This window comes from Acinetobacter sp. ANC 5414 (genome assembly GCF_013004295.1).
In the GTDB taxonomy this organism is placed as follows: domain Bacteria; phylum Pseudomonadota; class Gammaproteobacteria; order Pseudomonadales; family Moraxellaceae; genus Acinetobacter.
The window spans coordinates 185,124-209,231 of record NZ_JABERM010000030.1; the positions used below are offsets into that span (position 1 = coordinate 185,124).

23 protein-coding genes and 1 pseudogene are annotated in these 24,108 nt (G+C 43.7%); 21 read left to right on the forward strand and 3 right to left on the reverse strand.

The genetic code is table 11. The annotated features are described in order from the left end of the window. The first annotated feature begins 41 nt into the window (after positions 1 to 41). The 8 genes from HLH18_RS13505 (at position 42) to HLH18_RS13540 (ending at position 4,532) form a co-directional block, all read left to right on the forward strand. Complete coding sequence (locus HLH18_RS13505; protein ID WP_171547285.1) at positions 42 to 458, forward strand: YeeE/YedE family protein; 417 nt, start codon at positions 42 to 44, stop codon at positions 456 to 458. Beyond that, positions 459 to 875 carry a DUF6691 family protein gene (locus tag HLH18_RS13510; RefSeq protein ID WP_171547240.1) on the forward strand — a complete coding sequence of 139 codons (417 nt, stop codon included), beginning with the start codon at positions 459 to 461 and terminating at the stop codon, positions 873 to 875. A 2-nt stretch (positions 876 to 877) separates the two neighbouring features. Further along, entirely contained in the window at positions 878 to 1,750 is an 873-nt protein-coding gene (locus tag HLH18_RS13515) for an MBL fold metallo-hydrolase (RefSeq protein ID WP_171547241.1), read from the forward strand. Positions 1,751 to 1,818: 68 nt separating this feature from the next. After that, the gene (locus HLH18_RS13520) at positions 1,819 to 2,598 is read left to right on the forward strand and encodes a sulfite exporter TauE/SafE family protein (RefSeq protein WP_171547286.1); all 780 of its coding nucleotides are present in this window, start codon (positions 1,819 to 1,821) and stop codon (positions 2,596 to 2,598) included. 242 nt (positions 2,599 to 2,840) lie between these two features. After that, on the forward strand, positions 2,841 to 3,236 hold the full coding sequence (locus tag HLH18_RS13525) for a rhodanese-like domain-containing protein (RefSeq protein ID WP_171547287.1): 396 nt from the start codon (positions 2,841 to 2,843) through the stop codon (positions 3,234 to 3,236). A gap of 53 nt (positions 3,237 to 3,289) precedes the next feature. Further along, positions 3,290 to 3,625 (forward strand): carboxymuconolactone decarboxylase family protein, encoded by a 336-nt coding sequence (locus HLH18_RS13530; RefSeq protein WP_171533202.1) that lies wholly within the window; start codon positions 3,290 to 3,292, stop codon positions 3,623 to 3,625. Positions 3,626 to 3,680: 55 nt separating this feature from the next. Further along, positions 3,681 to 3,827, forward strand: a complete 147-nt coding sequence (locus HLH18_RS13535) for a hypothetical protein (protein WP_250852432.1) — start codon at positions 3,681 to 3,683, stop codon at positions 3,825 to 3,827. 81 nt (positions 3,828 to 3,908) lie between these two features. After that, positions 3,909 to 4,532, forward strand: a complete 624-nt coding sequence (locus tag HLH18_RS13540) for a class I SAM-dependent methyltransferase (protein WP_171547242.1) — start codon at positions 3,909 to 3,911, stop codon at positions 4,530 to 4,532. Positions 4,533 to 5,884: 1,352 nt separating this feature from the next. On the opposite strand, the gene HLH18_RS13545 is transcribed toward HLH18_RS13540, so the two are convergent. Further along, complete coding sequence (locus HLH18_RS13545; protein ID WP_171547243.1) at positions 5,885 to 7,330, reverse strand: spinster family MFS transporter; 1,446 nt, start codon at positions 7,328 to 7,330, stop codon at positions 5,885 to 5,887. 192 nt (positions 7,331 to 7,522) lie between these two features. Next, the gene (gene paaZ, locus HLH18_RS13550; protein ID WP_171547244.1) at positions 7,523 to 9,634 is read right to left on the reverse strand and encodes a phenylacetic acid degradation bifunctional protein PaaZ; all 2,112 of its coding nucleotides are present in this window, start codon (positions 9,632 to 9,634) and stop codon (positions 7,523 to 7,525) included. 261 nt (positions 9,635 to 9,895) lie between these two features. Between paaZ and paaA the strand changes: the two genes are divergently transcribed. The 12 genes from paaA to HLH18_RS13610 all read left to right on the forward strand — a co-directional run bounded on the left by paaA (position 9,896) and on the right by HLH18_RS13610 (position 20,969). Further along, positions 9,896 to 10,840, forward strand: a complete 945-nt coding sequence (paaA, locus tag HLH18_RS13555) for a 1,2-phenylacetyl-CoA epoxidase subunit PaaA (RefSeq protein WP_171547245.1) — start codon at positions 9,896 to 9,898, stop codon at positions 10,838 to 10,840. Positions 10,841 to 10,871: 31 nt separating this feature from the next. After that, positions 10,872 to 11,162: a 1,2-phenylacetyl-CoA epoxidase subunit PaaB gene (paaB, locus tag HLH18_RS13560; protein WP_171547246.1), complete on the forward strand. Its 291-nt coding sequence runs from the start codon at positions 10,872 to 10,874 to the stop codon at positions 11,160 to 11,162. A 17-nt stretch (positions 11,163 to 11,179) separates the two neighbouring features. After that, positions 11,180 to 11,935: a 1,2-phenylacetyl-CoA epoxidase subunit PaaC gene (gene paaC, locus HLH18_RS13565; RefSeq protein WP_171547247.1), complete on the forward strand. Its 756-nt coding sequence runs from the start codon at positions 11,180 to 11,182 to the stop codon at positions 11,933 to 11,935. Between the two features lie 28 nt (positions 11,936 to 11,963). After that, a complete protein-coding gene (gene paaD, locus HLH18_RS13570) occupies positions 11,964 to 12,464 on the forward strand; it encodes a 1,2-phenylacetyl-CoA epoxidase subunit PaaD (RefSeq protein WP_171547248.1) in 501 nt (166 codons plus the stop codon). A 75-nt stretch (positions 12,465 to 12,539) separates the two neighbouring features. Continuing rightward, positions 12,540 to 13,598 carry a 2Fe-2S iron-sulfur cluster-binding protein gene (locus HLH18_RS13575; RefSeq protein ID WP_171547249.1) on the forward strand — a complete coding sequence of 353 codons (1,059 nt, stop codon included), beginning with the start codon at positions 12,540 to 12,542 and terminating at the stop codon, positions 13,596 to 13,598. A 42-nt stretch (positions 13,599 to 13,640) separates the two neighbouring features. Further along, positions 13,641 to 14,411, forward strand: a complete 771-nt coding sequence (locus HLH18_RS13580; protein WP_005104871.1) for an enoyl-CoA hydratase-related protein — start codon at positions 13,641 to 13,643, stop codon at positions 14,409 to 14,411. Beyond that, a complete protein-coding gene (gene paaG / locus HLH18_RS13585) occupies positions 14,411 to 15,202 on the forward strand; it encodes a 2-(1,2-epoxy-1,2-dihydrophenyl)acetyl-CoA isomerase PaaG (protein WP_171547250.1) in 792 nt (263 codons plus the stop codon). Before HLH18_RS13580 ends, paaG begins: the two co-directional genes overlap by 1 nt. A gap of 3 nt (positions 15,203 to 15,205) precedes the next feature. Next, complete coding sequence (locus HLH18_RS13590; protein WP_171547251.1) at positions 15,206 to 16,759, forward strand: 3-hydroxyacyl-CoA dehydrogenase; 1,554 nt, start codon at positions 15,206 to 15,208, stop codon at positions 16,757 to 16,759. A 12-nt stretch (positions 16,760 to 16,771) separates the two neighbouring features. Next, positions 16,772 to 17,983 (forward strand): 3-oxoadipyl-CoA thiolase, encoded by a 1,212-nt coding sequence (gene pcaF, locus HLH18_RS13595; protein ID WP_171547252.1) that lies wholly within the window; start codon positions 16,772 to 16,774, stop codon positions 17,981 to 17,983. A 60-nt stretch (positions 17,984 to 18,043) separates the two neighbouring features. Beyond that, positions 18,044 to 19,336 (forward strand): phenylacetate--CoA ligase PaaK, encoded by a 1,293-nt coding sequence (gene paaK / locus HLH18_RS13600; RefSeq protein WP_171547253.1) that lies wholly within the window; start codon positions 18,044 to 18,046, stop codon positions 19,334 to 19,336. A 63-nt stretch (positions 19,337 to 19,399) separates the two neighbouring features. Then, positions 19,400 to 20,341 (forward strand): phenylacetic acid degradation operon negative regulatory protein PaaX, encoded by a 942-nt coding sequence (gene paaX / locus HLH18_RS13605; RefSeq protein ID WP_171547254.1) that lies wholly within the window; start codon positions 19,400 to 19,402, stop codon positions 20,339 to 20,341. A 28-nt stretch (positions 20,342 to 20,369) separates the two neighbouring features. Beyond that, positions 20,370 to 20,969, forward strand: coding sequence for a DapH/DapD/GlmU-related protein (locus HLH18_RS13610; RefSeq protein ID WP_171547255.1), 600 nt, complete (start codon positions 20,370 to 20,372; stop codon positions 20,967 to 20,969). 303 nt (positions 20,970 to 21,272) lie between these two features. On the opposite strand, the gene ppk1 is transcribed toward HLH18_RS13610, so the two are convergent. Then, the gene (ppk1, locus tag HLH18_RS13615) at positions 21,273 to 23,354 is read right to left on the reverse strand and encodes a polyphosphate kinase 1 (RefSeq protein ID WP_171547256.1); all 2,082 of its coding nucleotides are present in this window, start codon (positions 23,352 to 23,354) and stop codon (positions 21,273 to 21,275) included. Positions 23,355 to 23,559: 205 nt separating this feature from the next. On the opposite strand from ppk1, the pseudogene HLH18_RS16120 reads away from it, so the two are divergent. Continuing rightward, a pseudogene (locus tag HLH18_RS16120) lies at positions 23,560 to 23,823 on the forward strand (hypothetical protein). The last annotated feature ends 285 nt before the right edge of the window (positions 23,824 to 24,108 follow it).

Genomic DNA, 24,108 nt, shown 5'->3' on the forward strand with positions numbered 1-24,108 from the left:
ATATAATATAAAATTATATATTGTAAATGAGTAGATTTACTATGCATGATTTTCTCATCGCATTTTTAGGCGGATTACTGCTGGGGGTAGCCGTGGTTGGTTATCTTTATGTGCATGGCCGTATCGCAGGAATCAGTGGCTTAATCGGACAGGTGCTGAATCCACAAACTATCTTTAAAACCCCTGCGATCTGGTTTATGTCAGGTTTGATCATCACACCGTTTATTTATGGTTTGTTTGTCCAGCCTGAGATCGAGTTGAATGCCAGTCCGCTGATGATGGTGGTTGCGGGCCTGCTGGTGGGCTTTGGCACACGCCTAGGGTCTGGATGTACCAGTGGTCATGGCATTTGCGGAATGAGCCGTCTATCGAAACGTTCTATTGTGGCCACCATGAGCTTTATGTTCGCTGGTTTCGTTACTGTTTACATCATTCGCCATATCACAGGAGCTTTCTAAATGAAAAATTTTCTGGCTTTCATTTTTGGCGGTTTGTTCTCTGTGGGGCTAATGGTCTCCGGGATGTCGAATCCGGAAAAAGTGCTGGATTTCCTGGATCTGTTTGGGGACTGGGATGCCAGTCTGGCCTTTGTCATGATGGGTGCAATTGCCGTGGCATTTATTCCATTTCAAAAAGCTATGCGTTCTACAGCACCGAAAACCGTATTTAACGAACCTATTGTATTGCCCACCAGTCAAAAACTTGACCCACGTTTAATCATTGGCAGCCTGTTGTTTGGTATCGGCTGGGGGATTGCCGGAGTCTGTCCAGCACCAAGTTTCACCTTGATTGGCCTAGGGTATTACCAGGTCCTGTATTTTATTGTCGCAATGTTTGTGGGCGTGTTGATTCACCGTAAGTGGGCAGGAGCTTAATCATGTCAAATTCCCCAGTGGTAAAAGACTTTTTCCATGAAGATACCAATACCTTCAGTTATGTGGTGAGTGATCCTTCAACTAAAGCCTGTGCCATTATTGACAGCGTGCTGGATTATGATGCCGCTTCTGCAACGACATTGACCACCCATGCCGATCAGATCATTGCCTATATCCAGGCACAGGGTTTAACCGTCGAGTGGATTCTGGAAACCCATGTCCATGCCGATCACTTGACTGCAGCGCAGTATCTGAAACAGGAACTGGGTGGAAAAATTGCCATCAGCCAGAAAATTGCGGTGGTGCAGCAGACCTTTGCTGCAATTTATCATCTGGATCTCAAGCAGGTGAATGCCAATCAGCCATTCGATCATTTATTTGAAGATGGCGAACATTTCAAAATTGGCGAGCTGGATGTCTATAACATCCCAACACCGGGGCATACGCCTGCTTGCCTGAGCTATGTGGTTGAAGATGCGGTTTTTGTTGGTGACACGCTGTTTATGCCGGACTATGGGACAGCCCGTTGTGATTTTCCAAAGGGTAGTGCAGAACAGCTTTTTGATTCGGTACAAAGCCTGTATCAGCTCCCAGAAGATACCCGGGTCTTTTTATGTCATGACTATTTGCCTGAAACACGTGAAGCGTATGTGTGTGAAACCAATATTCAGGCTCAGAAAACACAGAATATCCATATTCACGAGGGAATCAGCAAGGCTGAATTTACCCAGATGCGAAACCAGCGTGATGCCGGACTGAGTATGCCAAAGCTGATCCTGCCTTCCATCCAGATCAATATGAAAGGTGGACAGTTTCCTGAACCGGAAGAGAATGGGGTTTCTTATTTAAAACTTCCGCTGAATTACTTCAAATAGGCAAGCTTCAGGATTAAACCAGCAGGTTCTCTGGTTGAATCACTGGAGTCAATAGAGGTATATGTGTGATGTGGTTGATACTGGAAGGATTGGCGATTGGTGGCTTGCTGGGCTTAACCGGTGCTGGCGGCGGCATTCTGGCCGTACCGGCACTGATGGCGAGTCAAGGCTGGACCGTAGCACAGGCTGCACCTGTAGGCTTGCTGGCGGTAACCCTATCAGCACTGGTTGGAACGTTCGAGGGTTTATTCAAGCGTATTGTACGTTATCGTGCTGCGCTCTGGATCGCGCTGATCAGTATTCCTTCAGCCCGTTATGGGGTACAACTGGCTGGAATCGTTTCTCCGGTCTGGCTCACCTTAGCTTTCAGTCTGGTCATGCTGATTGTGGCTTACCGGATCTTCTTTAATAAAGTCCATGATCATGGAAATGCACCGTGCAAGGTCAATCAAACCACTGGTCGCCTGATCTGGAATGTGAAAACTGCCTCATTCCTCGCCGGTATTGGCGTAGTGGCGGGTTTGCTGACTGGTTTGCTTGGTGTGGGTGGGGGGTTCGTGATTGTTCCAGCCCTGCGTAAATTCACAGACCTGGATATGCGCAGTATCGTTGCGACTTCGCTGATGATTATTTTCCTGATTGGCGGTGTCAGTATTTCTGCCCATGTATTGGATGGCTTTCAATATCCTGTTTCGGTCACGCTAACTTTTGTCCTGGCCTGCATTGTGGGGATGTTGATTGGACGCAGTCTGATGCACCGGATTGAAAGTAACAAGGTACAGAAGATTTTTGCCACAACTGTGATTGGGGTAGCTGTGTATTTAATCTATTCAGCACTCATGGGCTAGTCCTGTACGCTGTCTGGATCAGAATGCCTGAGTTGATGCCTGCCCCGGATGAGATTGTCATCTGGCTAGACATTAAACAGCTGTAGCATATGAAAAGACCTGAGTACAGCTACGGTTTGCATCGTCTGACCCTGGCAACAGGACTGAGACCAGCCGGTTGGGAATTGAAGCTAAACAGCTTTTAATCGACCTGGTCCTGGTTTATAAAATATCAATATGATGCACGAGGAAGAATGAAAATGATGAAAACTGCAGAGCAATTGATCCAGAATGCCAAAAGCCGGATTCAGGAAGTGAGTGTGGCTGAACTGTTTGAAGCGATGAAAAACCATAAAACCATTCTGATTGATGTTCGGGAACCGGATGAATTTCAGGCGGCAGCGATAGACCGGGCAGTGAATTATCCTCGTGGTGTTTTAGAAATGAGGATTCACCAACATCCTTTGGCGAGCCATCATTGCGATACCCTGCAGGCACTGGAACATCTTAAAGATCAGCCGATCTATTTGATCTGTGGTACGGGTGGACGTTCTGCATTGGCAACCGATACCTTACAGAATATGGGTTTTACCCGGGTCAAGTCTGTACAGGGCGGTTATCAGGCCTGGCTAGAGCAGGGCTATCCGGTAGAAAAATAAGCTGTTGAAATACAGAAAATCTTATTGTTGATTTCTTAATTTAAGGGAAAGTTATGAAATACAAAGAATTAACCCAAAACATTTCAGGCAGTTTAAGAACCTTAACTCAGGATTCACCTGATTTAATGAAAAGTTTTAATCAGTTGTCCCAGACCGCTATGCGCGATGGCGTGATTGATCCCAAAACCAAGGAGCTGATTGCCTTGGCGATTGGCGTGGCGGCGCGTTGTGATGGTTGTATCGGCTTTCATGTCAGGACATTAGTAAAAATGGGTATGACCCTGCAGGAACTGGAAGAGGTTTTAGGCGTTGCGGTATATATGGGTGGTGGACCTTCATTGATGTATGCCGCAAATGCACTGGATGCTTTTAAAGAGTTTTCCAGCTGATTTGATAGCGTATCAATGGATGGAGGAAATGAGTCTCAGCACTGGAATGAATTATATGCCCAGAGCAGATCTGTATGGCACAGCAGCTAATCTGTTTATCCAAGAGATTGCGGACAAAATACAGATAGAAGGTAAAACACTGGTAATTGCTGAAGGAGAAGGGCGGAATATCCTGTATCTGGCTGAGCTGGCAAGACAGTAGAATTATCCTTTTTCGGCGGAAGTCTGGGATTATTCCAGTGCGTTCACTATTCTTGCCTAATTGAAAGTGGAACTAAATGATATGAGTCAGAGTCATTGGGAAAATGTTTACCAAACGAAAGATATTGATCAGGTCAGTTGGTATCAGGCGCAAGATCAAAAAACATTAGAGTTAATCAAATCTCAAAATCTACAGCTAGGCCAAAATATTATTGATGTTGGTAGTGGTGCTTCTATTCTTATAAACCAGCTCCTTGAGGCAGGTTACAGAAATCTTTATGTTCTTGATTTGTCACAGACAGCATTACAAAAGACAAAATTGAGAGTTTCTGAGAAAGGACTTGATTTAGGAAATGTCACTTGGCTGGAGGATGATGTTTGTACTGCTCATTTACCGCAGCAATATTTTGATCTTTGGCATGATCGAGCTGTATTTCACTTTATGGTTACTGAACCGCAGCAAGAGCAATATATTGAAAATATGAAAGGGGCATTAAAAGCAGGTGGGCTTTTGATTATGTCTACTTTTGCTGAAGATGGTCCTACTCAATGTAGCGGTTTACCAATTCAACGCTATAGCATAGCTCAGCTTAAACAGAGGTTGGGTGACGACTTTAGATTAGTACATTATGACCATGACCTTCATATCACGCCATGGCAAACCCAGCAAAATTTTTTAAACAGTGTATGGGTATTTAAAGGCTAAGATTATTAAAGAGACCTCTTTCATAAATCAACAAATGATCTTCTTTTTTGCGGATGTTTGGACTTTGTCATAAATTCTAGGTGCTATATTTTTTCATTTCAAAGAAAATAACACGCTAAAACGAACTAAAGGGTACTCAAATAGTGGCCCGCTTAATACCACCCCCGCTTAAGCGAGCTTTTTATTGATTTTTTAAATTGAATTTAAAAGTAATGTTTTGCCAGTGATTGAAAATTAATTGTATATAGAATACGCGCCATAGAATCTATCGCTGTAGTTTCTGATTTTTTAGTTTTGCCTCCCACCCTCGGGAGGTATTTTTTTTGCCGGAAATAAAAGAGACATACATGCTCCAATTCTTAATGTGCTTATTTGGCTTACATGGTGTCACTGAATTCGATTACACGGTTGAGGATGGAGAAATCAAAATGTGCCGGGATTGTTTGAAGCAAGTTAATTAACAACCAATCAAAAAAATACGATTAATTGTAATAATATTTTTTTGTTTTCATAATGTTGAAATGATTTGATTATATATTTAGTGAAAACAAAGAATAACTGAAAAAATTCTAAAGTTTCGGCGCAAATCAAAACTGTTTAATTTGGGAGAGTTAAACAGTTTTTTTTTATTGAAAGATATTTGTATTTTCTTCCTTGTCGAACGTATTACGACATATAAACCCCTTCATTAACTTGTCGGGGTTTTTCTTTTCTTATTGGTGGTAAATATGCGAATGAGACGTTAAGGTCTGGCCATGTTAGCTGCCTCAATTGGAAGGGGGGTGATGACGGCAAGTAGGGATCGGCTAGCTAATAGCACTGGTTTTTTAATGCTCGAATATTTTCATAATTTTTTACTTATTTCATTCAAGTATTGTTGATGAAGATTCGCATTATGAAGTATAAAAAAAGAACAATAAAAGCAGGAGGGAAATGTAATGGATACAATAGCCGTATTGGAAATATTGGTAACATCATCTTCAGCTCTTATTCTAATATTGGTTGTTCACCAATTTGGGCAAATGTTTAATTGATACTGCACAAGCCGAAAAATTGAATAGAAAGCTCATCGGAAGGTGGGCTTTTTTAATATTTATGGTGTTAGAAAGGTATAAAGGGTGGAGTGATCTGGGAACTGAAGTGGCAGAGTGAATGCTGATAGCATTAGGACTGAATGCCGAACAAGCCTTTGAAATTGCAGGGTTAGATTTGCCGCATTTAAATGAGTTATAGCTGTTTTTAGTCATTACACGAACCTAAAAAAGCCCAGAGCTAGAGTCTGTTGAGAATTAACGAGTGTTAATTCTCAACAGACCTTGGAGAGGTAATATTTAAAGCTTTAAAACTGGAGCTTAGAAAGTTTTATCCAGTTTTTCAAGCTTTATGCTTTCTCGATAATATTTACAGCCTTTGTACAGTAAAAACATTCCAATTACACCTGCGACAGCATTCACAATTGAAATGGAATTTCCCACCATGACGGTGTTTTGGAAATATTTATCCGTAATTAAAGCAACAGCTGTGGTTCCTACCCCAAGGGCAATCATATTTGAGATAAGCAGGAATTTGGCAGAAACTTGTGCACGTAGTTGGTTGGGTGTCAGCATTTGAGTTGCGGCTGCAGATGCTGGAATCGGGAATGTTGAGAAGAACATCGCCACAGATATTAGTGCAAATGATAAATACATGTTGTCGACCTGAGTAAACAATACACTTGGAACAATTAAGGCTGCACAGCCGATTGCACCGGCACGAATAGCCGCATCACTGTATCCACGTTTAGAGAAGAAGTCGATCAGCCAGCCACAGAATAAGGCACCCGAGGTATTCGCCACTAAAATGATGCTACCTAAGATATAACCGGTTTGGCTTGCATCAAGGCCGAAGTTACGCATGTAATAAGCAGGTGCCCAGCCCAGAAGTGAATACAACATCATGGTATAAAAAGAAAAACCAATAAAATGACAGAAGAAAGTCTTTTTATGCGTCTTAATAAAGCCAATCGAGTTTTTGAAGGAAGCCTTAACAACCTGACCATCTTGACCAACTTTCATACCCTTACGAGTAGGTTCACGCACCGTCAGCACCATGAGAAGCGCAAGCAATACACCGGGTAAGCCCACAATCATAAAGGTAAGTTGCCAGGTCTTCACTTCACCAATCACCGGTAAAGCTACGAAACTGATGTCTTTTAATAGCCCAATCACATAGCCGCCAATCAGGAAGGCCAAGCCTGAACCAATAAAGGCGCCAATGGCATAAACACCGAGTGCACGGCCCAGTTTTTCTTTAGGAAATAAATCGGCGACAATCGAATAAAATGCTGGAGAAAGTGCGGCTTCACCGGCACCCACACTCAAACGTGCCAAAAACATTTGAATGAAGTTTTTACTTAAACCACAGGCTGCCGTGGCAAGACTCCAGAACGCAATACCTGTCGCAATAATTTTAATCCGGGACTTTCGATCAGCTAGCGCGGCAATAGGAAGACCCATAATCGCATAAAATAACGAGAAAGCGAGTCCTTGCAATAAGCTGAACTGGGTATCACTCAGCATTAAATCGGCTTTAATCGGCTCAATCATTAACGATAAAATTTGACGGTCTACAAATGAAAGAATGTAAGCCAGCATACAGATCACCACCACATACCATTGATAGGTACTACTTTCTTTGGGCGGCTGAGTCTGTTCAGAAACAGGCGATCCTGTTTCTACAGAGGTAGGCTCAAAACTTTGATTTTCGGGTTGAAGCGTCCTTTCAACCATTTCTATGTCCAGCGATTTATCATTCATCATGCAACATCCTATGTTGATCGTTTGAGGTATTTTTGATACTTATAATATTAATATTATTTTTATTGTGTATCGTATAATCTAATCTAGAGTTTAAATTTATTTGCGTCAATCAATTTCCACAAAAGGATACAAATAAATTTTTATAATAAAAAAAAGGAATCATAATGATTCCTTTTTTTTAAGGTTGAATTTTTAGCCACGTTCAACCAGGGTTAAAATATCATAAGTTGCGACCAGCTCATTGCGCTGATTTTTGACTTTAATATCCCAGACCACCACACCATGTGGTTTTTGTGCAGGATCGCGCAGCGCTTTCGGGGTTTTCTGCTTACAGGTCAGTTCTACCTGAAGGGTATCACCAATTTTCACAGGTTCCACAAAGCGCAAGTTGTCCATGCCATAGTTGGCAATGACCGGACCTGGAGCGGCATCAACGAATAAACCGGCAGCTGCGGATACCACGAAATAACCATGCGCCACACGTTCACCAAACAGGGATTCTGCCGCAGCAATTTTGTCCATATGCGCATAGAAAAAGTCACCACTCAGACAACCAAAGTTGACCAGATCGGCTTCTGTCACGGTACGTCGCGCAGTCAGCAAACGTTCACCGATACGCAATTCATCAAATGATTTTTTAAAAGGATGCACGCGGTCTTCAAAGACCTGAGCTCCGGCAGTCCAGCTATGGCCGACTTGGGTCATGGCATTTGGCGAGCCTTGAATCGCAGTACGTTGCATATAATGTTTGACTGCACGCAAGCCACCGAGTTCTTCACCGCCACCGGCACGACCCGGTCCACCATGAACCAGTAAAGGTAATGGAGAGCCATGTCCGGTACTTTCTTTGGCACTTTCAGCATCCAGAATGTGTACACGACCATGCCATGGCGCAATTTTGCTGAGCAGTTGTTCAATATTTTCATCAGTATTGCGTACGATAGATGCTACCAGGCTACCTTCGCCACGTGCCACCAGGTCAGCAAGCTGAGCCAGGTCAGTATACGGCATTAAGGTCACCACAGGCCCAAAGGCTTCAATCTTATGAATGTTTTCTGCCTGAGCCGGTGCTTTGCAGACCAATACTGTCGGTGGGTAACATGCAGACTTCTCCGTATTTTGTACTTGAATCTTAAAGTCCTGACGCAAGTGGCTACCGAATACGATCTCTGCATTCTGGCTTAGCTGTTCAACTTTTGCCGCGACATCGTGTTTCTGTTTGACACTGGCCAAAGCACCCATACTCACGCCTTCTTGAGCAGGGTCACCGACAACCACTTTTTTCAGTTTTTCAATCAGACGGTTTTGTACTGTATCCAACAGCTCGGCTGGCACAAAGGCACGACGAATGGCGGTACATTTTTGTCCGGCTTTGGTGGTCATTTCACGGAAAACTTCACGGACAAATAAATCAATACTTTCGTCATTGGCCTGTTCGGTCAAAATCGCACTGTTGACCGAGTCTGCTTCCATGGTGAACGGAATCGAGTAGGCATTTAAGTGTGGATGCGAACGCAGTTTTTGCCCTGTTGAAGCAGAACCTGTAAAAGTGACCGTATCTTGAGGATTTAAATGATCAAATAAATCATAGATCTGTCCGCAAATGAGCTGTATTGAACCTTCTGGCAAGAAACCGCTTTCATGAATGGCTTTGACCACGGCATGAGTCAGCTCGGCACCTTCAGTGGCCGGTTTGACAATACAGGGGACGCCCGCCAGTAGCGTCGGTGCGATTTTCTCTAGCATGCCCCAGATTGGAAAGTTAAAGGCATTGATATGCACGGCGACACCGGCTTTAGGCGTCAGAATATGTTTCGCGCCAAAGTTACCTTGCTTGGAAAGAGGAATCCAGGCATCTTCGACCAATGCTGTTTCATCACTCAGTTCGCGACGCACCAAACTCGAATAGGCATATAAGGTTCCAACCCCGCCTTCAATATCAATCCAGGCATCTTTACGGGTACAGCCTGTTGCCTTGGCAAGCTCATAAAAGTTTTCTTTGCGTTCCATCAAATACTGAGCCACTTGCTTTAAGGCATTGGCACGTTGATGGAAGGTCCAGCTGGCAATAGTCGCGCCTTTTTGTTTGGCATACTTCACCACAGCTTGGGTATCGATGCCCTGACTGCCGACCTGATAAACAGCTTCACCGCTAATCGCATGATAAACCGTACGTAAATCAGCTTGCGCGGTGTATTCCTGACCATAGACCAGTGAAGCTAAGCTTTTGATGAAAATAGGATTATTTTGTGACTCAGTATCTTGATAATCCATTGCGCTTGAGCCGCTATCTAACTCTAACATTGTAAAACTCCATTTATGATACGTTTTTGGAAGTATTTTAATTTTGATGTTTCATAATTTGTGATTAAAAAGCTGAAATGTCAATCACAAATGTGTGTTTAAAAATGATTAACAATAAAATAAAAAATATTTAAATATATAAAACATGTACTTACCAATAATATGCTTTAAAAATTAAATGATACTAATAAATATGTATTGATTTTAATTATGTATCGTTTTAATTTGAGTGTATCAACACTTGGGATAAGTGAGGGAACAATGAATAATCAACAACAAATCTTTGATCAAAAGATTGAAAAGGATATTTCCATCGAGCCGAAGGACTGGATGCCGGATGCTTATCGTAACACCTTGATTCGTCAGATCGGTCAGCATGCACACTCTGAAGTGGTGGGCATGTTGCCAGAAGGTAATTGGATTACCCGTGCACCGACCTTAAAACGTAAAGCCGTGCTGATGGCAAAAGTCCAGGACGAAGCCGGTCATGCGTTGTATCTGTACAGTGCTGCAGAAACCTTGGGTGCGGATCGTGACGACATGATGGATAAGCTGATTGCCGGTCGCATGAAATATTCTTCAATTTTTAACTATCCAACCCTAAGCTGGGCCGATGTTGCAGCGATTGGCTGGCTGGTGGATGGTGCAGCAATTGTCAATCAGGTTGCGCTTTGCCGTACGTCTTATGGTCCTTATGCACGTGCCATGGTGCGTGTGTGTAAAGAAGAGAGTTTCCATCAGCGTCAGGGCTTTGAAGCCATGATGGAATTGGCCAATGGTACGCCGGAACAAAAGCAATTGGCACAGGATGCCGTGAACCGTTTCTGGTGGCCGGCACTGATGATGTTTGGTCCAAGTGATGATAATTCACCGAACAGTGCACAAAGTATGCAGTGGAAAATTAAATTATTCAGTAACGATGAGCTACGTCAGAAATTTGTCGATAACACCGTGTCGCAAGTTTTACAGCTTGGTTTAACCGTTCCAGATCCAGACCTTAAATTCAATGAAGCCACCGGACATTACGAATTTGGTGAAATCAATTGGGATGAGTTTTTTGCGATTCTTGCAGGCAAGGGACCGTGTAACCATGAGCGTATTGAAGCACGCCGCAAAGCTTGGGAAGGCGGCAAGTGGGTACGTGAGTCTGCAGCAGTCTATGCTCAAAAACAGCATCAACAGTCAGAAGCACAAAAAGTTGCTTAAAACAGTTTGATCAATATAGGGAATTTTGCTCATGAATAACAAAAACAACTGGTCACTTTATGAAGTGTTTGTCCGTAGTAAACAGGGTCTGAGTCACCGTCATGTCGGCAGCCTGCGTGCACCAGATGAGGAAGTCGCACTACAAAATGCCCGCGATGTATATACCCGCCGCAATGAAGGTATCAGTATCTGGGTGGTGAAATCTGAATTGATTACCTCTTCACAGCCAGATGAAAAAGCAGAATTTTTTGAACCTGCTTCGGATAAGGTTTATCGCCATCCAACCTTTTATAACATTCCAGCTGGCATCGAGCACATGTAAAGGGAAAGGTGAAGAATATGACAAATCAAGTATTGGCAGAATTTCTTTTACATGTGGGTGACAGTCAACTGATCCTGTCTCATCGTTTGGCAGAGTGGTGTGGTCATGCACCTGAACTGGAGCTGGATATTGCCTTAGCCAATATCGGACTGGATTTATTGGGTCAGGCACGTACTGCCCTCAGTCTGGCGGGTGAAGTGGAAGGACAGGGCCGTGATGAAGACAAGCTGGCTTATTTCCGAACCGAGCGTGAATACCGCAATTTACTGCTGTGCGAACAGCCGAATGGTGATTTTGCCCAGACTCTGGTGCGCCAGTGGTTGATGGATCACTACCACGCTTTATTGTTTAGCACCTTAAGTCAAAGTCAGCATGCTGAGTTGGCTGCCTTTGCAGTGAAGTCACTCAAAGAAGTGAAATATCACCAGCGTTTTTCCACCACCTGGATGGAACGCTTAAGTTTAGGTACAGCAGAAGCGCATGAAAAAACCCAGCAAGGTTTAAACCAGTTATGGCGTTTTAGCGAGGAACTTTTTGTCTTGACGGCTGATGAAAGACAGTTGGTCGATAGCGGTGTCATTCCAGAGATTGAACATTTAAAAGCACAGTGGCTGGAGATAATTACAACTGAGTTAGCTCGATTTAAATTAAGCCTGCCAGAGCTGGGTGCTTATCGTAGTGGGGCTAAACAGGGTTTACATACAGAACATCTCGGTTTTGTTTTGGCTGAACTGCAATACATGCAGCGCTCATATCCAAACATGAACTGGTAATTCGGCACAATCACAGGGAGTGAGTCGCATGAATCTGATTCGACACGTAGAAGATCAATGTTGGGACGTTTTACAGCAGGTTTCTGATCCAGAGATTCCAGTATTGTCAGTGATTGATCTGGGCATGATTCGTGGCGTCGAGCTGAATCAGCAGGATGAAATTGTGGTGCGACTCACGCCGACCTATAGCGGCTGTCCGGCCACGGATTTATTAAAAGCAGAAATTATCCAGGCTTTCGAGGCGAACGGTTTGACGCCGGTCAAAGTCATTGTGGATCTGTCTCAAGCCTGGACTACGGACTGGATGAGTGAATCGGGCAAACACAAATTACAGCAATATGGTATTGCCCCGCCGCAAGGCCAGTCACATAGCTGTGGTACGCATGTGGCATTGACCGATGGCATCACCTGTCCACAGTGCTTAAGTCATAACAGCAAATTATTAAGTGAATTCGGTTCGACCGCCTGTAAAGCTTTATATCAATGTCGGGACTGCTTAGAAACTTTTGACTATTTCAAATGTATTTAATTGCAACGATTGCGCGGTGGGCAGGGTAAACCAATAACAAGCCTGAACACCGCCACCTAAAAGAAGGATTTTGCCATGAGCCAATTTATACCATTAACCATTAAATCGATTCAGCCACAAACCGAGCAGGCGATCTGCATTGCCTTTGATCTCGCGCCTGAGCAGTTGGATGCTTTCCAATATCAGCCGGGTCAGCACCTTACCATTCGTCATTTAACCGATGACGGCGAGCTGCGCCGCTGCTACTCGATCTGCAGTGATACGCAGGAAGACATGAGTATTGCGATTAAAAAAATTGATCATGGTCAGTTTTCAACCTGGGCCAATGTGCATTTGAAAGCGGGCGATGTACTGGAAGTCATGCCACCGCAAGGGGTATTCTTTCAAAAAGCAGCCAAGGCCGGTGGCCAGAATTATCTAGGGTTTGCAGCAGGCAGTGGCATTACGCCAATTTTATCGATTGTAAAGTCGGTGCTGAACCGTCAAGCGGAAGCAACATTCACCCTGGTGTATGGCAACCGTTCCTGGAAACAGACCATGTTCTCCGAACAGATCATGGACCTGAAAGACCGTTTTAAAGAGCGCTTGCAACTGGTGAATATTTTTTCACGTGAATTGAATGACAGCGAGATCTTTAATGGTCGGATCAATGCGGACAAATTGCAGCAGCTGTTTCAGGCCAATCTGATTTCAGCCGACACTGATCACTGTTTTGCCTGTGGTCCGGAAGAGATGATGGCAGCGGTCGAAACGGTATTACCGACTTGGGGCATTCAGCGCAGCAAGATTCACACTGAACGCTTCAATACGGGTACTGCACCGAAAGCAACCGCCCAGCAGATGGAAAGCCGTAGCGAAGAACGCGTCAATATTGTTCTAGATGGTCGTGAGCTGATTATCGAAGTATCCAAACAGGATGACAGTATTTTAGATGCTGCGCTACGTGCCGGAGCAGACCTGCCATATGCCTGTAAGGGCGGCGTCTGTGCAACCTGTAAATGTAAGGTGTTAGAGGGACAGGTTGAAATGGCGGTGAATTACAGTCTGGAAGAAGATGAAATTCAGAAAGGCTATGTGCTCAGTTGTCAGGCACGTCCAACCACAGCCAATGTCCGACTCAGTTTTGATGAATAACAGCTGAATTTACAGCACCGCGAGCATAGCAGGAGTTCAAGGATGACTTACATTAAAACCAGCTCACCCAAGCCAGGTGTGGTACTAATCGAGCTGAACCGCCCAGAAAAGCGCAATGCCTTAAACAATGCCACCTTGCAAAACATTGCAGCCTGTTTACAGGACTTGGAAACAGATGCTGCTGTGAAAGCCGTGGTCATTACCGGAAATACGCAATGCTTTGCTGCCGGTGCTGATTTAAATGAGCTGGCGCAGTTAGATGTGGTCAGCATCCAGCAGGATCAGCGTCCGTTGCTTTGGAAAAAAATTGATGAATTTTCCAAGCCCTTAATCATGGCCGTGAATGGTTATGCTTTTGGTGCAGGTTTCGAGTTGGCTTTGCATGGTGACATGGTGCTAACCGGAGAAAATGCCCAGTTTGCCTTGCCGGAAATCGGTTTAGGGATGCTGCCGGGTGCCGGTGGAACACAGCGTCTGGCCCGTCTGGTCGGTCAGCAATTGACGATGCGCTGGGCCATGACCGGTGAAATGATTTCGGCACAGACCGCATTGCAACATGGCATTAGCAGTCAGGTTTGTCCGGCAGGACTGACCGTGCAATACGCACTGGAATTGGCAGAAAAAATTGCCAAGCAGGCACCACTGGCCATTCGTGCCATCAAGCAATCCTTAAAGTCGATTCATGAAGTGACTTTAAGTCAGGGACTGAAACTTGAACGTCAACATTTTGTCTGGCTGGCGGCGACCCAAGATCGCCAGGAAGGCATTAATGCATTTTTAGAAAAAAGAAAACCAGAATTTAGAGGTGTGTAATGGATTATCAAACAATTATTGTCGAAGAAAAAAATGCAGTGGGCTACCTGACTTTTAACCGTCCAAAACAGCTCAACAGCTTTAATGAAACCATGCATCAGGAAGTCTCCAAGGTCATCAAGGCCTGGGCCAAAGACAGCCAGATTCGTACCGTGGTGATTTCAGCCGAAGGCCGTGGTTTCTGTGCCGGTCAGGATCTGAATGACCGTGTGGTCGATCCGAATGCCGATGCACCGGACTTAGGCCTGTCGATTGAAAAATACTACAACCCTTTGATCAAGCTGATTACCGAAATGCCTAAACCGGTGATTTGTGCGGTGAATGGTGTGGCAGCAGGGGCAGGCGCCAATATTGCCTTGGCGTGTGACATTGTGGTGGCAGCAAAATCGGCTTCCTTTATTCAGGCCTTTTGTCGTCTAGGTTTAGTACCAGATTCAGGTGGCACCTGGTTCTTGCCGCGTCTGGTTGGACGTGCCCAAGCGATGGGCCTTGCCATGCTTGGCGATAAAATTCCGGCTGAGCGCGCAGTACAACTGGGTATGATCTGGCAGGTGGTTGAAGATGAGCAACTGCAAGCAGAAGCGAAAAAATTGGCGGAGCATCTGGCACAGCAACCGACCTATGGTCTGTCCCTGATCAAAAAAGCCATTCATGCCGCAGCCGACAATAATCTGGATGAGCAGCTCATTCTGGAACGTGACCTGCAACGTCTGGCTGGACGTTCAAGCGACTATAAAGAAGGTGTACAAGCCTTTATGCAGAAGCGTACCCCTGAATATAAAGGATGCTAAATCATGCAACAGATCAATTTGGAACAAGTCAAAGTTGCTGTGGTCGGTGCTGGAACCATGGGAATTGGCATTGCACAATTGGCCGCCATGCACGGGCATCCGACCTATGTGTTTGATCTCGATCGCGGCAAAGTTCAGAGTGCCTTGACTGCTTTAGAGGCTCAGCTCAGCAAGCGCGTACAAAATGGCAAAATGACCCAGCAATTGCTGGAGAGTACGTTCGCCAATCTGATCGTGGCAGAGGACATTCAGCAGCTTGCCGATGCGGGCTTAATTATTGAAGCCATTGTCGAAAAGAAAGAAGTGAAGCAAAACCTGTTTCAACAGCTGGCTGCCATTTGCCCGGAACAGACGATTTTTGCTTCCAATACTTCTTCGATTTCGATTACCGCAATTGCCTCGGCGATTCCGAATCCGGAACGGGTGATTGGGCTGCATTTCTTTAATCCGGCCCCCGTGATGAAACTGGTCGAAATTATCCGCGGACTGAAAACCTCAGCAGTCATTGCTGATGCAGTATTTGATCTGATGGCATCTTGGAAAAAAGTTCCGGTACGGGCCAAATCGACGCCCGGTTTTATCGTCAATCGTGTCGCACGACCTTATTATGCCGAAGCCTTTCGTGCTTTGCAGGAAAATGCCACCACACCGGAACAGCTCGATTACATCATGCGCGAATGTGGCCGTTTTGCCATGGGGCCGTGTGAACTCACAGACTTGATTGGACAGGATGTGAATTTCTCGGTGACCCAAAGTGTCTATCAGGAATTTTTCTATGAGCCACGCTACCGCCCATCCTTGATTCAAAAAGAGCTGGTCGATGCCGGCTGTTATGGTCGCAAGTCCGGTCAGGGTTTTTATGATTATACGCAGGCTAAGCCTGCACCAGTGTATGAATTGCCAGTCAGTTATGCCAAGTCGCTGAATAAGCTCAAAGTCACGGTAAAAGGTGAATGGTTGCATTCCTTAGCACTGATTGAACGCTTAAAACAGGCCTCTCATGTGGACCTCATTTTTCAGGCGGCAGAACAGAATGAAATCCTGATTGGTGATCTTTCCCTACGATTATCGCTTGGCGAGTCGGTTGAACTGGCTTATCCGCATGACCCCGTGGTGTTGATGGACTGGCATGCAGATTGGGCTAATGCCCAGGCGATTCCGGTGGTTGCATCACCGGCGTGTAGTGAAGAACAACGCCAAGCGGCAGAACTATTCCTCATAGGTATGAATGTGATACTAATTTGGTCTAAGGATCATCCTGGTCTTTATGTTATACGTAGTATCGCCATGTTGGTGAATGAAGCGTGTGAAACTGTATTACATGCTATTGCATCAGAGCAAGATATTGATTCTGCTATGAAATATGGTGTGAATTACCCTTGTGGTCCATTCGAGTGGGCAGATAGAATTGGATATTACACAATTTTACAAATTTTAGAAAATATGTATCATATTTATGGGGAAGATCGCTATAGAACTAGTATATATTTAGCAAAGAAAGCGGTGCAGGGACATGCACAGAAAACTCAGCAGCACCCATTACGCGTAGCTGGATAATAAGGAAGAATCATGGAACAGGTTTATATTTTTGATGGAATTCGCACCCCGATCGGACGCTATGCCGGTGGACTGAGCAGTGTCCGTAGCGATGATCTGGCAGCGCTACCGATTCAATATCTGAAAGATCAGCATCCTGCATTGCCATGGGCAGAACTGGATGAAGTGATTCTGGGCTGTGCCAATCAGGCCGGTGAAGATAACCGTAACGTTGCGCGTATGGCTGCTTTACTCGCAGGGCTGCCTGATTCTGTTCCAGCGATCACCGTGAACCGCTTATGTGCCTCAGGTCTGGATGCTATTGGACTGGGAGCACGTGCCATCAAATCGGGTGAAGCACAATTTGTTTTGGCCGGTGGCGTAGAATCCATGAGCCGTGCGCCTTATGTGCAATCCAAACCCACGACTGCCTTCAGCCGTACCCCTGAAATTTATGACACGACGATTGGCTGGCGTTTTATCAACCCAAAATTTAAAGCGCAGTTTGGCGTCGACAGCATGCCGGAAACTGCAGAGCATGTGGCCGAGAAATACCAGATTAGCCGCGCAGATCAAGATCTATTTGCCTATCACAGCCAGCAGAAAACTGCAGTAGCACAGCAGAAGGGTATTTTTGCCGAAGAAATTCTGTCGGTAGAGGTCAAAGGTCCGAAGAAAACCACTCTCACCATTTCCCAAGATGAGCACCCGCGTGCAGAGACGACGTTGGATAATCTGGCAGCCTTAAAAACCCCATTTCGTAAAGAAGGCGGTTCAGTCACCGCCGGCAATGCTTCGGGTGTCAATGACGGTGCAGCTTGTGTATTGCTGGGGAATCAGCAGTTTGCCGAGCAGTATGGTTTGAGCCCGAAAGCCAAAGTGATCGGGATAGCCAGTGCCGGTGTTGAAGCCAAATATATGGGCATTGGGCCGGTGCCAGCCGTGCAGAAAGTCTTGAAGCAGACCGGACTGAGTTTGCAGCAGATGGATGTAATTGAGCTGAATGAAGCTTTTGCCTCACAGTCACTGGCAGTGATTCGTGAACTGGGTCTACAAGATAATGATTCGAGAATTAACCCGAATGGTGGTGCTATTGCCTTAGGCCATCCTTTAGGTATGAGTGGTACCCGTCTGGTGATCACGGCCATGAAAGAACTAAAACGTCGTAATGGAAAATATGCACTCTGCACCATGTGTGTTGGTGTAGGACAGGGAGTTGCACTGATTCTAGAAAATATGGATTAAGAACATCATTCAATTAATGAAATAAATCGTGGTCAGGATGACTGCGTCAGGAGTAAGAATATGAATAACAATGCAATGGAAAAAATTGAAACGGTATCGGTTGATGAATTACGTAGTGTTCAGCTTCAGCGTATGAAAAAGACCCTACAGCATGCATATCAAAACAGTCCGGTTTATAAAAAGAAATTTGATGATGCTGGTGTGCATCCGGATGATTTCAAATCACTGGAAGACCTGGCTAAATTCCCGTTTACCACCAAACAGGATCTACGCGATAACTATCCGTTTGGTATGTTCGCTGTGCCACAGGAACAGATTGTACGTGTGCACGCCTCTTCTGGCACCACCGGTCAGCCGACCGTAGTTGGTTATACCCAAAATGATATTAATGTCTGGTCTGATGTGGTGGCGCGTTCTCTTCGAGCAGCCGGCTTGAGCAGCAAAGATATCATTCAGGTGTCTTATGGTTATGGTCTGTTTACTGGCGGTCTAGGTGCACATTATGGCGTTGAACGCTTGGGCGCAACCGTGATCCCAATGTCCGGTGGACAGACTGAACGTCAGGCGCAGCTGATTCATGACTTTAAGCCGACTGCACTGATGGTCACCCCATCTTACTGCCTGAATATTATTGAGGCGCTTGAGAAAAAATTTGGCACTGCTAAAAACTGTTCGATTAAAACCGGCGTATTTGGTGCAGAGCCATGGAGCAATGAAATGCGCAAGGAGATTGAAGAACGCCTGGGCATTGATGCATTGGATATTTATGGTCTGTCAGAAGTCATGGGACCTGGCGTCGCGATGGAATGTCTGGAATCTAAAGATGGCCCAACCATCTGGGAAGATCATTTCTATCCTGAAATCATTCACCCTGAAACAGGTGAGGTATTGGCAGACGGTGAACTGGGTGAGCTGGTCTTCACCACCATTACCAAAGAAGGTATGCCGGTGATTCGTTATCGTACCCGTGACTTAACCCGTTTATTGCCAGGCACGGCACGTACCATGCGCCGAATGGATAAAATTGTGGGTCGCAGTGATGACATGATGATTATCCGGGGTGTGAATGTATTCCCGTCCCAGATTGAAGAGCAGATTTTACAGATCCAGCAACTCATCCCTAACTACCAAATCCATATTTGTAAACATGGACATATGGATACGTTGCATATCCGTACCGAAATGCGTAAAGATAGTAGCGATATTATGGCGCATCAGCTGGCGACTCAGCTTAAGGGCCAGATTAAAACCATGGTCGGGATCACAGTGAGTGTCGAAGTGCTGCCAGAAGGCAGTCTGCCACGCTCGGAAGGTAAAGCACAACGTGTGTTTGATATCCGCAAGTCTGCATGAAATTCTATTGGATGATAGCCAAATGGTCTATCATCCAGTTTCTATAAGGTAAAGTTAAACGCAATGAATCCGAAATTAAAACAAATAATCGATGACTTTATTCGCAATGAAGCACTGAGCGGGACTTCATTAATCATGACTATCTTTGGTGACTGTATTTTTCACCGCGGTGGCATTATCAGTCTTGCCAGTTTAATTCAGTTAATGGACGTATTTGGTTTTAACGAGAGATCCATTCGTACTGCCGTGTTTCGCCTGGTTCAAAATGGCTGGCTGGTCTCGGAGAAAATTGGCCGCACTAGTTATTATCGGGTGACTGAAAGCAGCCGCCAGCGCTTCATTATGGCAGATCAAAAAATTTACAGTTTTACTCATCAGGAATGGAATCAGAAATGGGATCTGGTGCTGCTGAGTTCGGTTGAACTGGAAAATAAACTGCTACTAAAAAAAGAACTGGAATGGCTAGGTTTTGCCAATATTGCCACCAATGTCATGGCCTATCCGGGTTGTGATCACCACAAATTGCAAAACTTGCTGTTAAATTTAAAAATGACAGAGCAGGTGGTGGTATTTAAGGCAGAAGCCTTACTGCTCTGGCAAGAATCTTATCCAACCGTGAAACGTATGGTAGAGACGAATTGGCCGGTGCAGGAGTTGCATCAGCGCTATGAAAAATTCATCGGTGTGTTTAGAGAGTTCTTTCATTTAGTCGAAAATGAAGATGAGCTGGAACCGGTACAGGCCTTTCAACTGCGAATTTTACTGATTCATCAATATCGTCGCATTTTATTAAAAGATCCAAACCTGCCATTTGAATTATTGCCATCAAACTGGTTATCCATCAATGCCCGAAACTTAAGCAGTAACTTGTATCAAACCGTGGTGGCTGCGGGTGAAGAATTTTTCATGGATATCGCACGAACGTCAGAAGGTTCCATGCCGCCTGTACATCCACAGTTTTATAAACGCTTTGGTGGTTTGCGGCAGGAAGAAATTAGCTATTAAAGCAATCAGATTTTAAAGGAATAAAACGATGCCTTGTTATGCCATAGATGGTGTGATCCCTGTTGTCAGTCCTCAAGCTTATGTTCATCCGACTGCGGTGCTAATTGGCGATGTCGTGATTGAGGCCGGGGTCTATATTGGTCCTTTCGCGGCCTTAAGAGCCGATTTTGGTGGCATTCGTATTCAGAAAAATGCCAATGTTCAAGATTCATGCACCATTCATGGTTTTCCCGACAGTGTGACCTTAGTGGAAGAATATGGTCATATTGGACATGGCGCAATTTTACATGGCTGTATCATTCGCAAAAATGTGCTGGTGGGCATGAACAGCGTGATTCTAGATGAAGCAGAAATTGGCGAAAATACCATTATTGGTGCCAATAGCACGGTCAAAGCCAAAGCCAAGATTCCTGAAAATTCACTGGCACTCGGTAGTCCAGCCAAGGTGATCCGTAGCTTGGAGGCTAAAGAAATTGCATGGAAAACTAAGGGCACCGAGCAGTATATACAGCTTGCAGAACGCTGCCTTTCGTCTATGTATGAGATTGAGCCTTTGTCAGAAGATTCAGCAGATCGACTCACTTATAAAGAATTTAATGCGGCACATGTACTGAAGGGAAATAGTTGATTTTTTTCCATTGCAGCATTGCTCGGTAAGGCTTTTAGCTTTGACCAGTGTTGATCATTCAGCATTGTACGGGGCATAGCGAGAGGTAGATTTGGTTGAGCGATTAAATTTCACTTTCTCGCTTTTTTTAAACAACACATGTCAACAGCCCCTTGTTAACTGAATGGTCGTGACATGAATCGGAAATGTAAGTCGCAAATAGAAATAACAGGAAAAAGCCCAGATCTAGTATCTGGGCTTCATATAATTCGTATTAGATTAATTTTTCTTTATTTTTTATCAAAACTAGATAACTAAAACAGTTCAGGATTTGGTTTTAATTTCCCTTTGAGCTATTAAGTATTTTTGAGCCATAAACTTTTCCTCATTCTCTTTCGGCTGTGTCAAAGTCCATTGGCTATTCGCATCAAGTTCCCAGGCTCTTGTATTATCTTTTAAATAGCTGAGCAGGCCATCTTGGATAATCTGTTTTTTAATTTTTTTATTCTCGATTGGAAAACAGCTTTCAACTCTGGAGAATAAATTTCTCCCCATCCAGTCGGCGCTGGCACAATATAATTTTTCTGCACCATTATGATAAAAATAATAAACACGGGTATGCTCTAAATATCTTCCTACAATGGAACGCACTGTAATATTTTCAGATAGGCCTTCAACTTGTGGTCGTAAACAGCAAATTGAACGAATAATTAAGTCAATTTTTACCCCGGCTTGTGACGCTTGATATAAGGCCGAGATCAGTTGAGGCTCGGTTAATGCATTCACTTTAATAATAATACGCGCAGGTTGGCCTGAAAGGGCAAACTGAGTTTCCTGTTCAATATAGTGTAAAAGCTGGTCATGTAAGGTAAATGGCGCATGAAATAATTTTTTCAGTTTGGCCATTCGTCCCATACCAGTCAGCTCTTGAAAAATCTTATGCACATCTTCTGCTATATCATAATCTGTGGTGAGAAGGCCGTAATCTGTATACATTTTGGCATTGCCAGCATGGTAGTTCCCTGTACCCAAATGTACGTATCGACGCAGGTTTTCACCTTCTCTACGCACGATCAAAATCATTTTTGCATGGGTTTTGTAGCCAACAATGCCGTACACCACAACTGCACCTGCTTCTTGTAAAAGATTGGCGACAATAATGTTTGATTCTTCATCAAAACGGGCACGAAGTTCAATAATTGCAGTGACTTCTTTACCATTTCGTGCTGCTTCTACCAGTGCTTGGACAATTTCAGAATCGGGACCACTTCTATATAAGGTTTGTTTTATTGCTAAAACATGCGGGTCTTTTGCTGCTTCTCTGAGTAGATTAATCACAGGCTGAAAAGAATCAAAAGGATGATGCAAAAGAACATCTTCTTTTTTTAATACATCAAAAATGAGACTCTGATTGCGTAGCGCTTTGGGAATAACAGGCTGAAAGGGCTTGAAGTTAAGTTCTGGAATATCAAAATCGATAAAGAAACGGGTTAAATTGACCGGGCCATTTACTCGATAAAGTTCTTGCTGGGTCAGATTAAACTGTTCCAATAAATAATTATTCAGTTTGTCTGGACACTTTTGATCGACTTCCAATCTTACCGCACGACCAAAGCGGCGAGATGAAAGTTCGTCTTTCAAGGCGATCGCAAGATCATCTACATCTGCTGCTAAAGTCAAATCTGCATTTCTTGTCACGCGAAATTGGTAGCAACCCGTAGCAGTCATTCCAGGAAACAGATCATTGACATAATATTGGATCATGGCAGACAGTAAAATGTAATGTTGCTCACCTTTAGGACATAATTCATCCGGTAACCGAACAACACGAGGAAGAGATCTAGGCGCGGGAACAATGGCTAAATCTATATGACGGCCAAAAGCATCTTGACCTTCTAATGATACGATAAAATTAAGACTTTTATTGACTAAGCGTGGAAATGGATGAGCAGGGTCTAAGCTGATTGGTGTTACAACTGGCTGAATTTGTTTGAAAAAGTAATTTTTAATCCACTCGTGATGCCGTTCTAAGATGTCGTTAAACTGGATAAATCGAATGCCGTAATTTTGAAGTTCTGGCAATAATGTTTGATTTAAAATCTTATATTGTTCTTCAACCGCACGATGTGCCGTTTCTGATATTTGTTGCAAAATCACTTCATTGGGAATGCTATCAGGGGCGCTGGTGATCAATTTAAGGTCGAGCTGCTTCATTAAGCCTGCGACTCGAATCTCAAAAAATTCATCTAAATTACTTGAAAAGATAATTAAAAACTTGAATCTCTCCAGTAAAGGATGACAGCTATCTTTTGCCTGTGCCAAAACACGTTTATGAAATTCCAGTAAGGAAAGTTCACGGTTTATATAGGTATGAGAGTTATGTAAGTTTTTTTTTGCAGCCGACATAATAAATACTGTTCTTCTAACAAGCCTGATTTGACTCGGCAGGGATATTAAGAACAAATTGTGACAGAAATATTACAAATTCACTTTTACTTAGACTAAAAGTTAAAATTAAATAATTGTAATTAAAAAATATTTTATTCATATTTTATTTTTATAAAGTGTTCTCTATATAGACAATAAGCTGTAGATAATATGAACGTTTCCTGTGCGTGACTTATATCAAGTCATTGAAAACAATATAAAAGAAATATTTCAAGTCAGGCATTCATGGGATATAAATTGTTTTCAAAATTGATGAATGATCCTAAATTTGCCTCTGACGTAGCGAATTCTGCTTTGAGTACCACAAAAATAAAATATAGAAATAAAAATTACGTTAGATAAATATCAACTTCAATTTGGAAAACGTAATTTAACTTATGTTCCCCCTGAAGTTCACTTCATAATTTTATTAATGAATAATTATTAATGATTTTAATCATTTAGCTTAACTTAAATGCGTTGTTTTAATTTAATAAGTTCATGAACTTACTATGAGAAGTAATAGTTTTTAGGATTGAGAGGGTTGCAAGGGTAAATCTATGCGATTTTAGACTTTAAGTTTCAGATTTTATTAAATTTCAAATCTGAGTTAACCTGCTAGCATCTCCATCAAATACCTAGCTTAATATGACGTTATATAAAGCTGAAAGACTTATATCTAAAGGGGGTGAGCCTTTTTTCTTTCCATTTTTTCTAATTTCATTCAAATCTG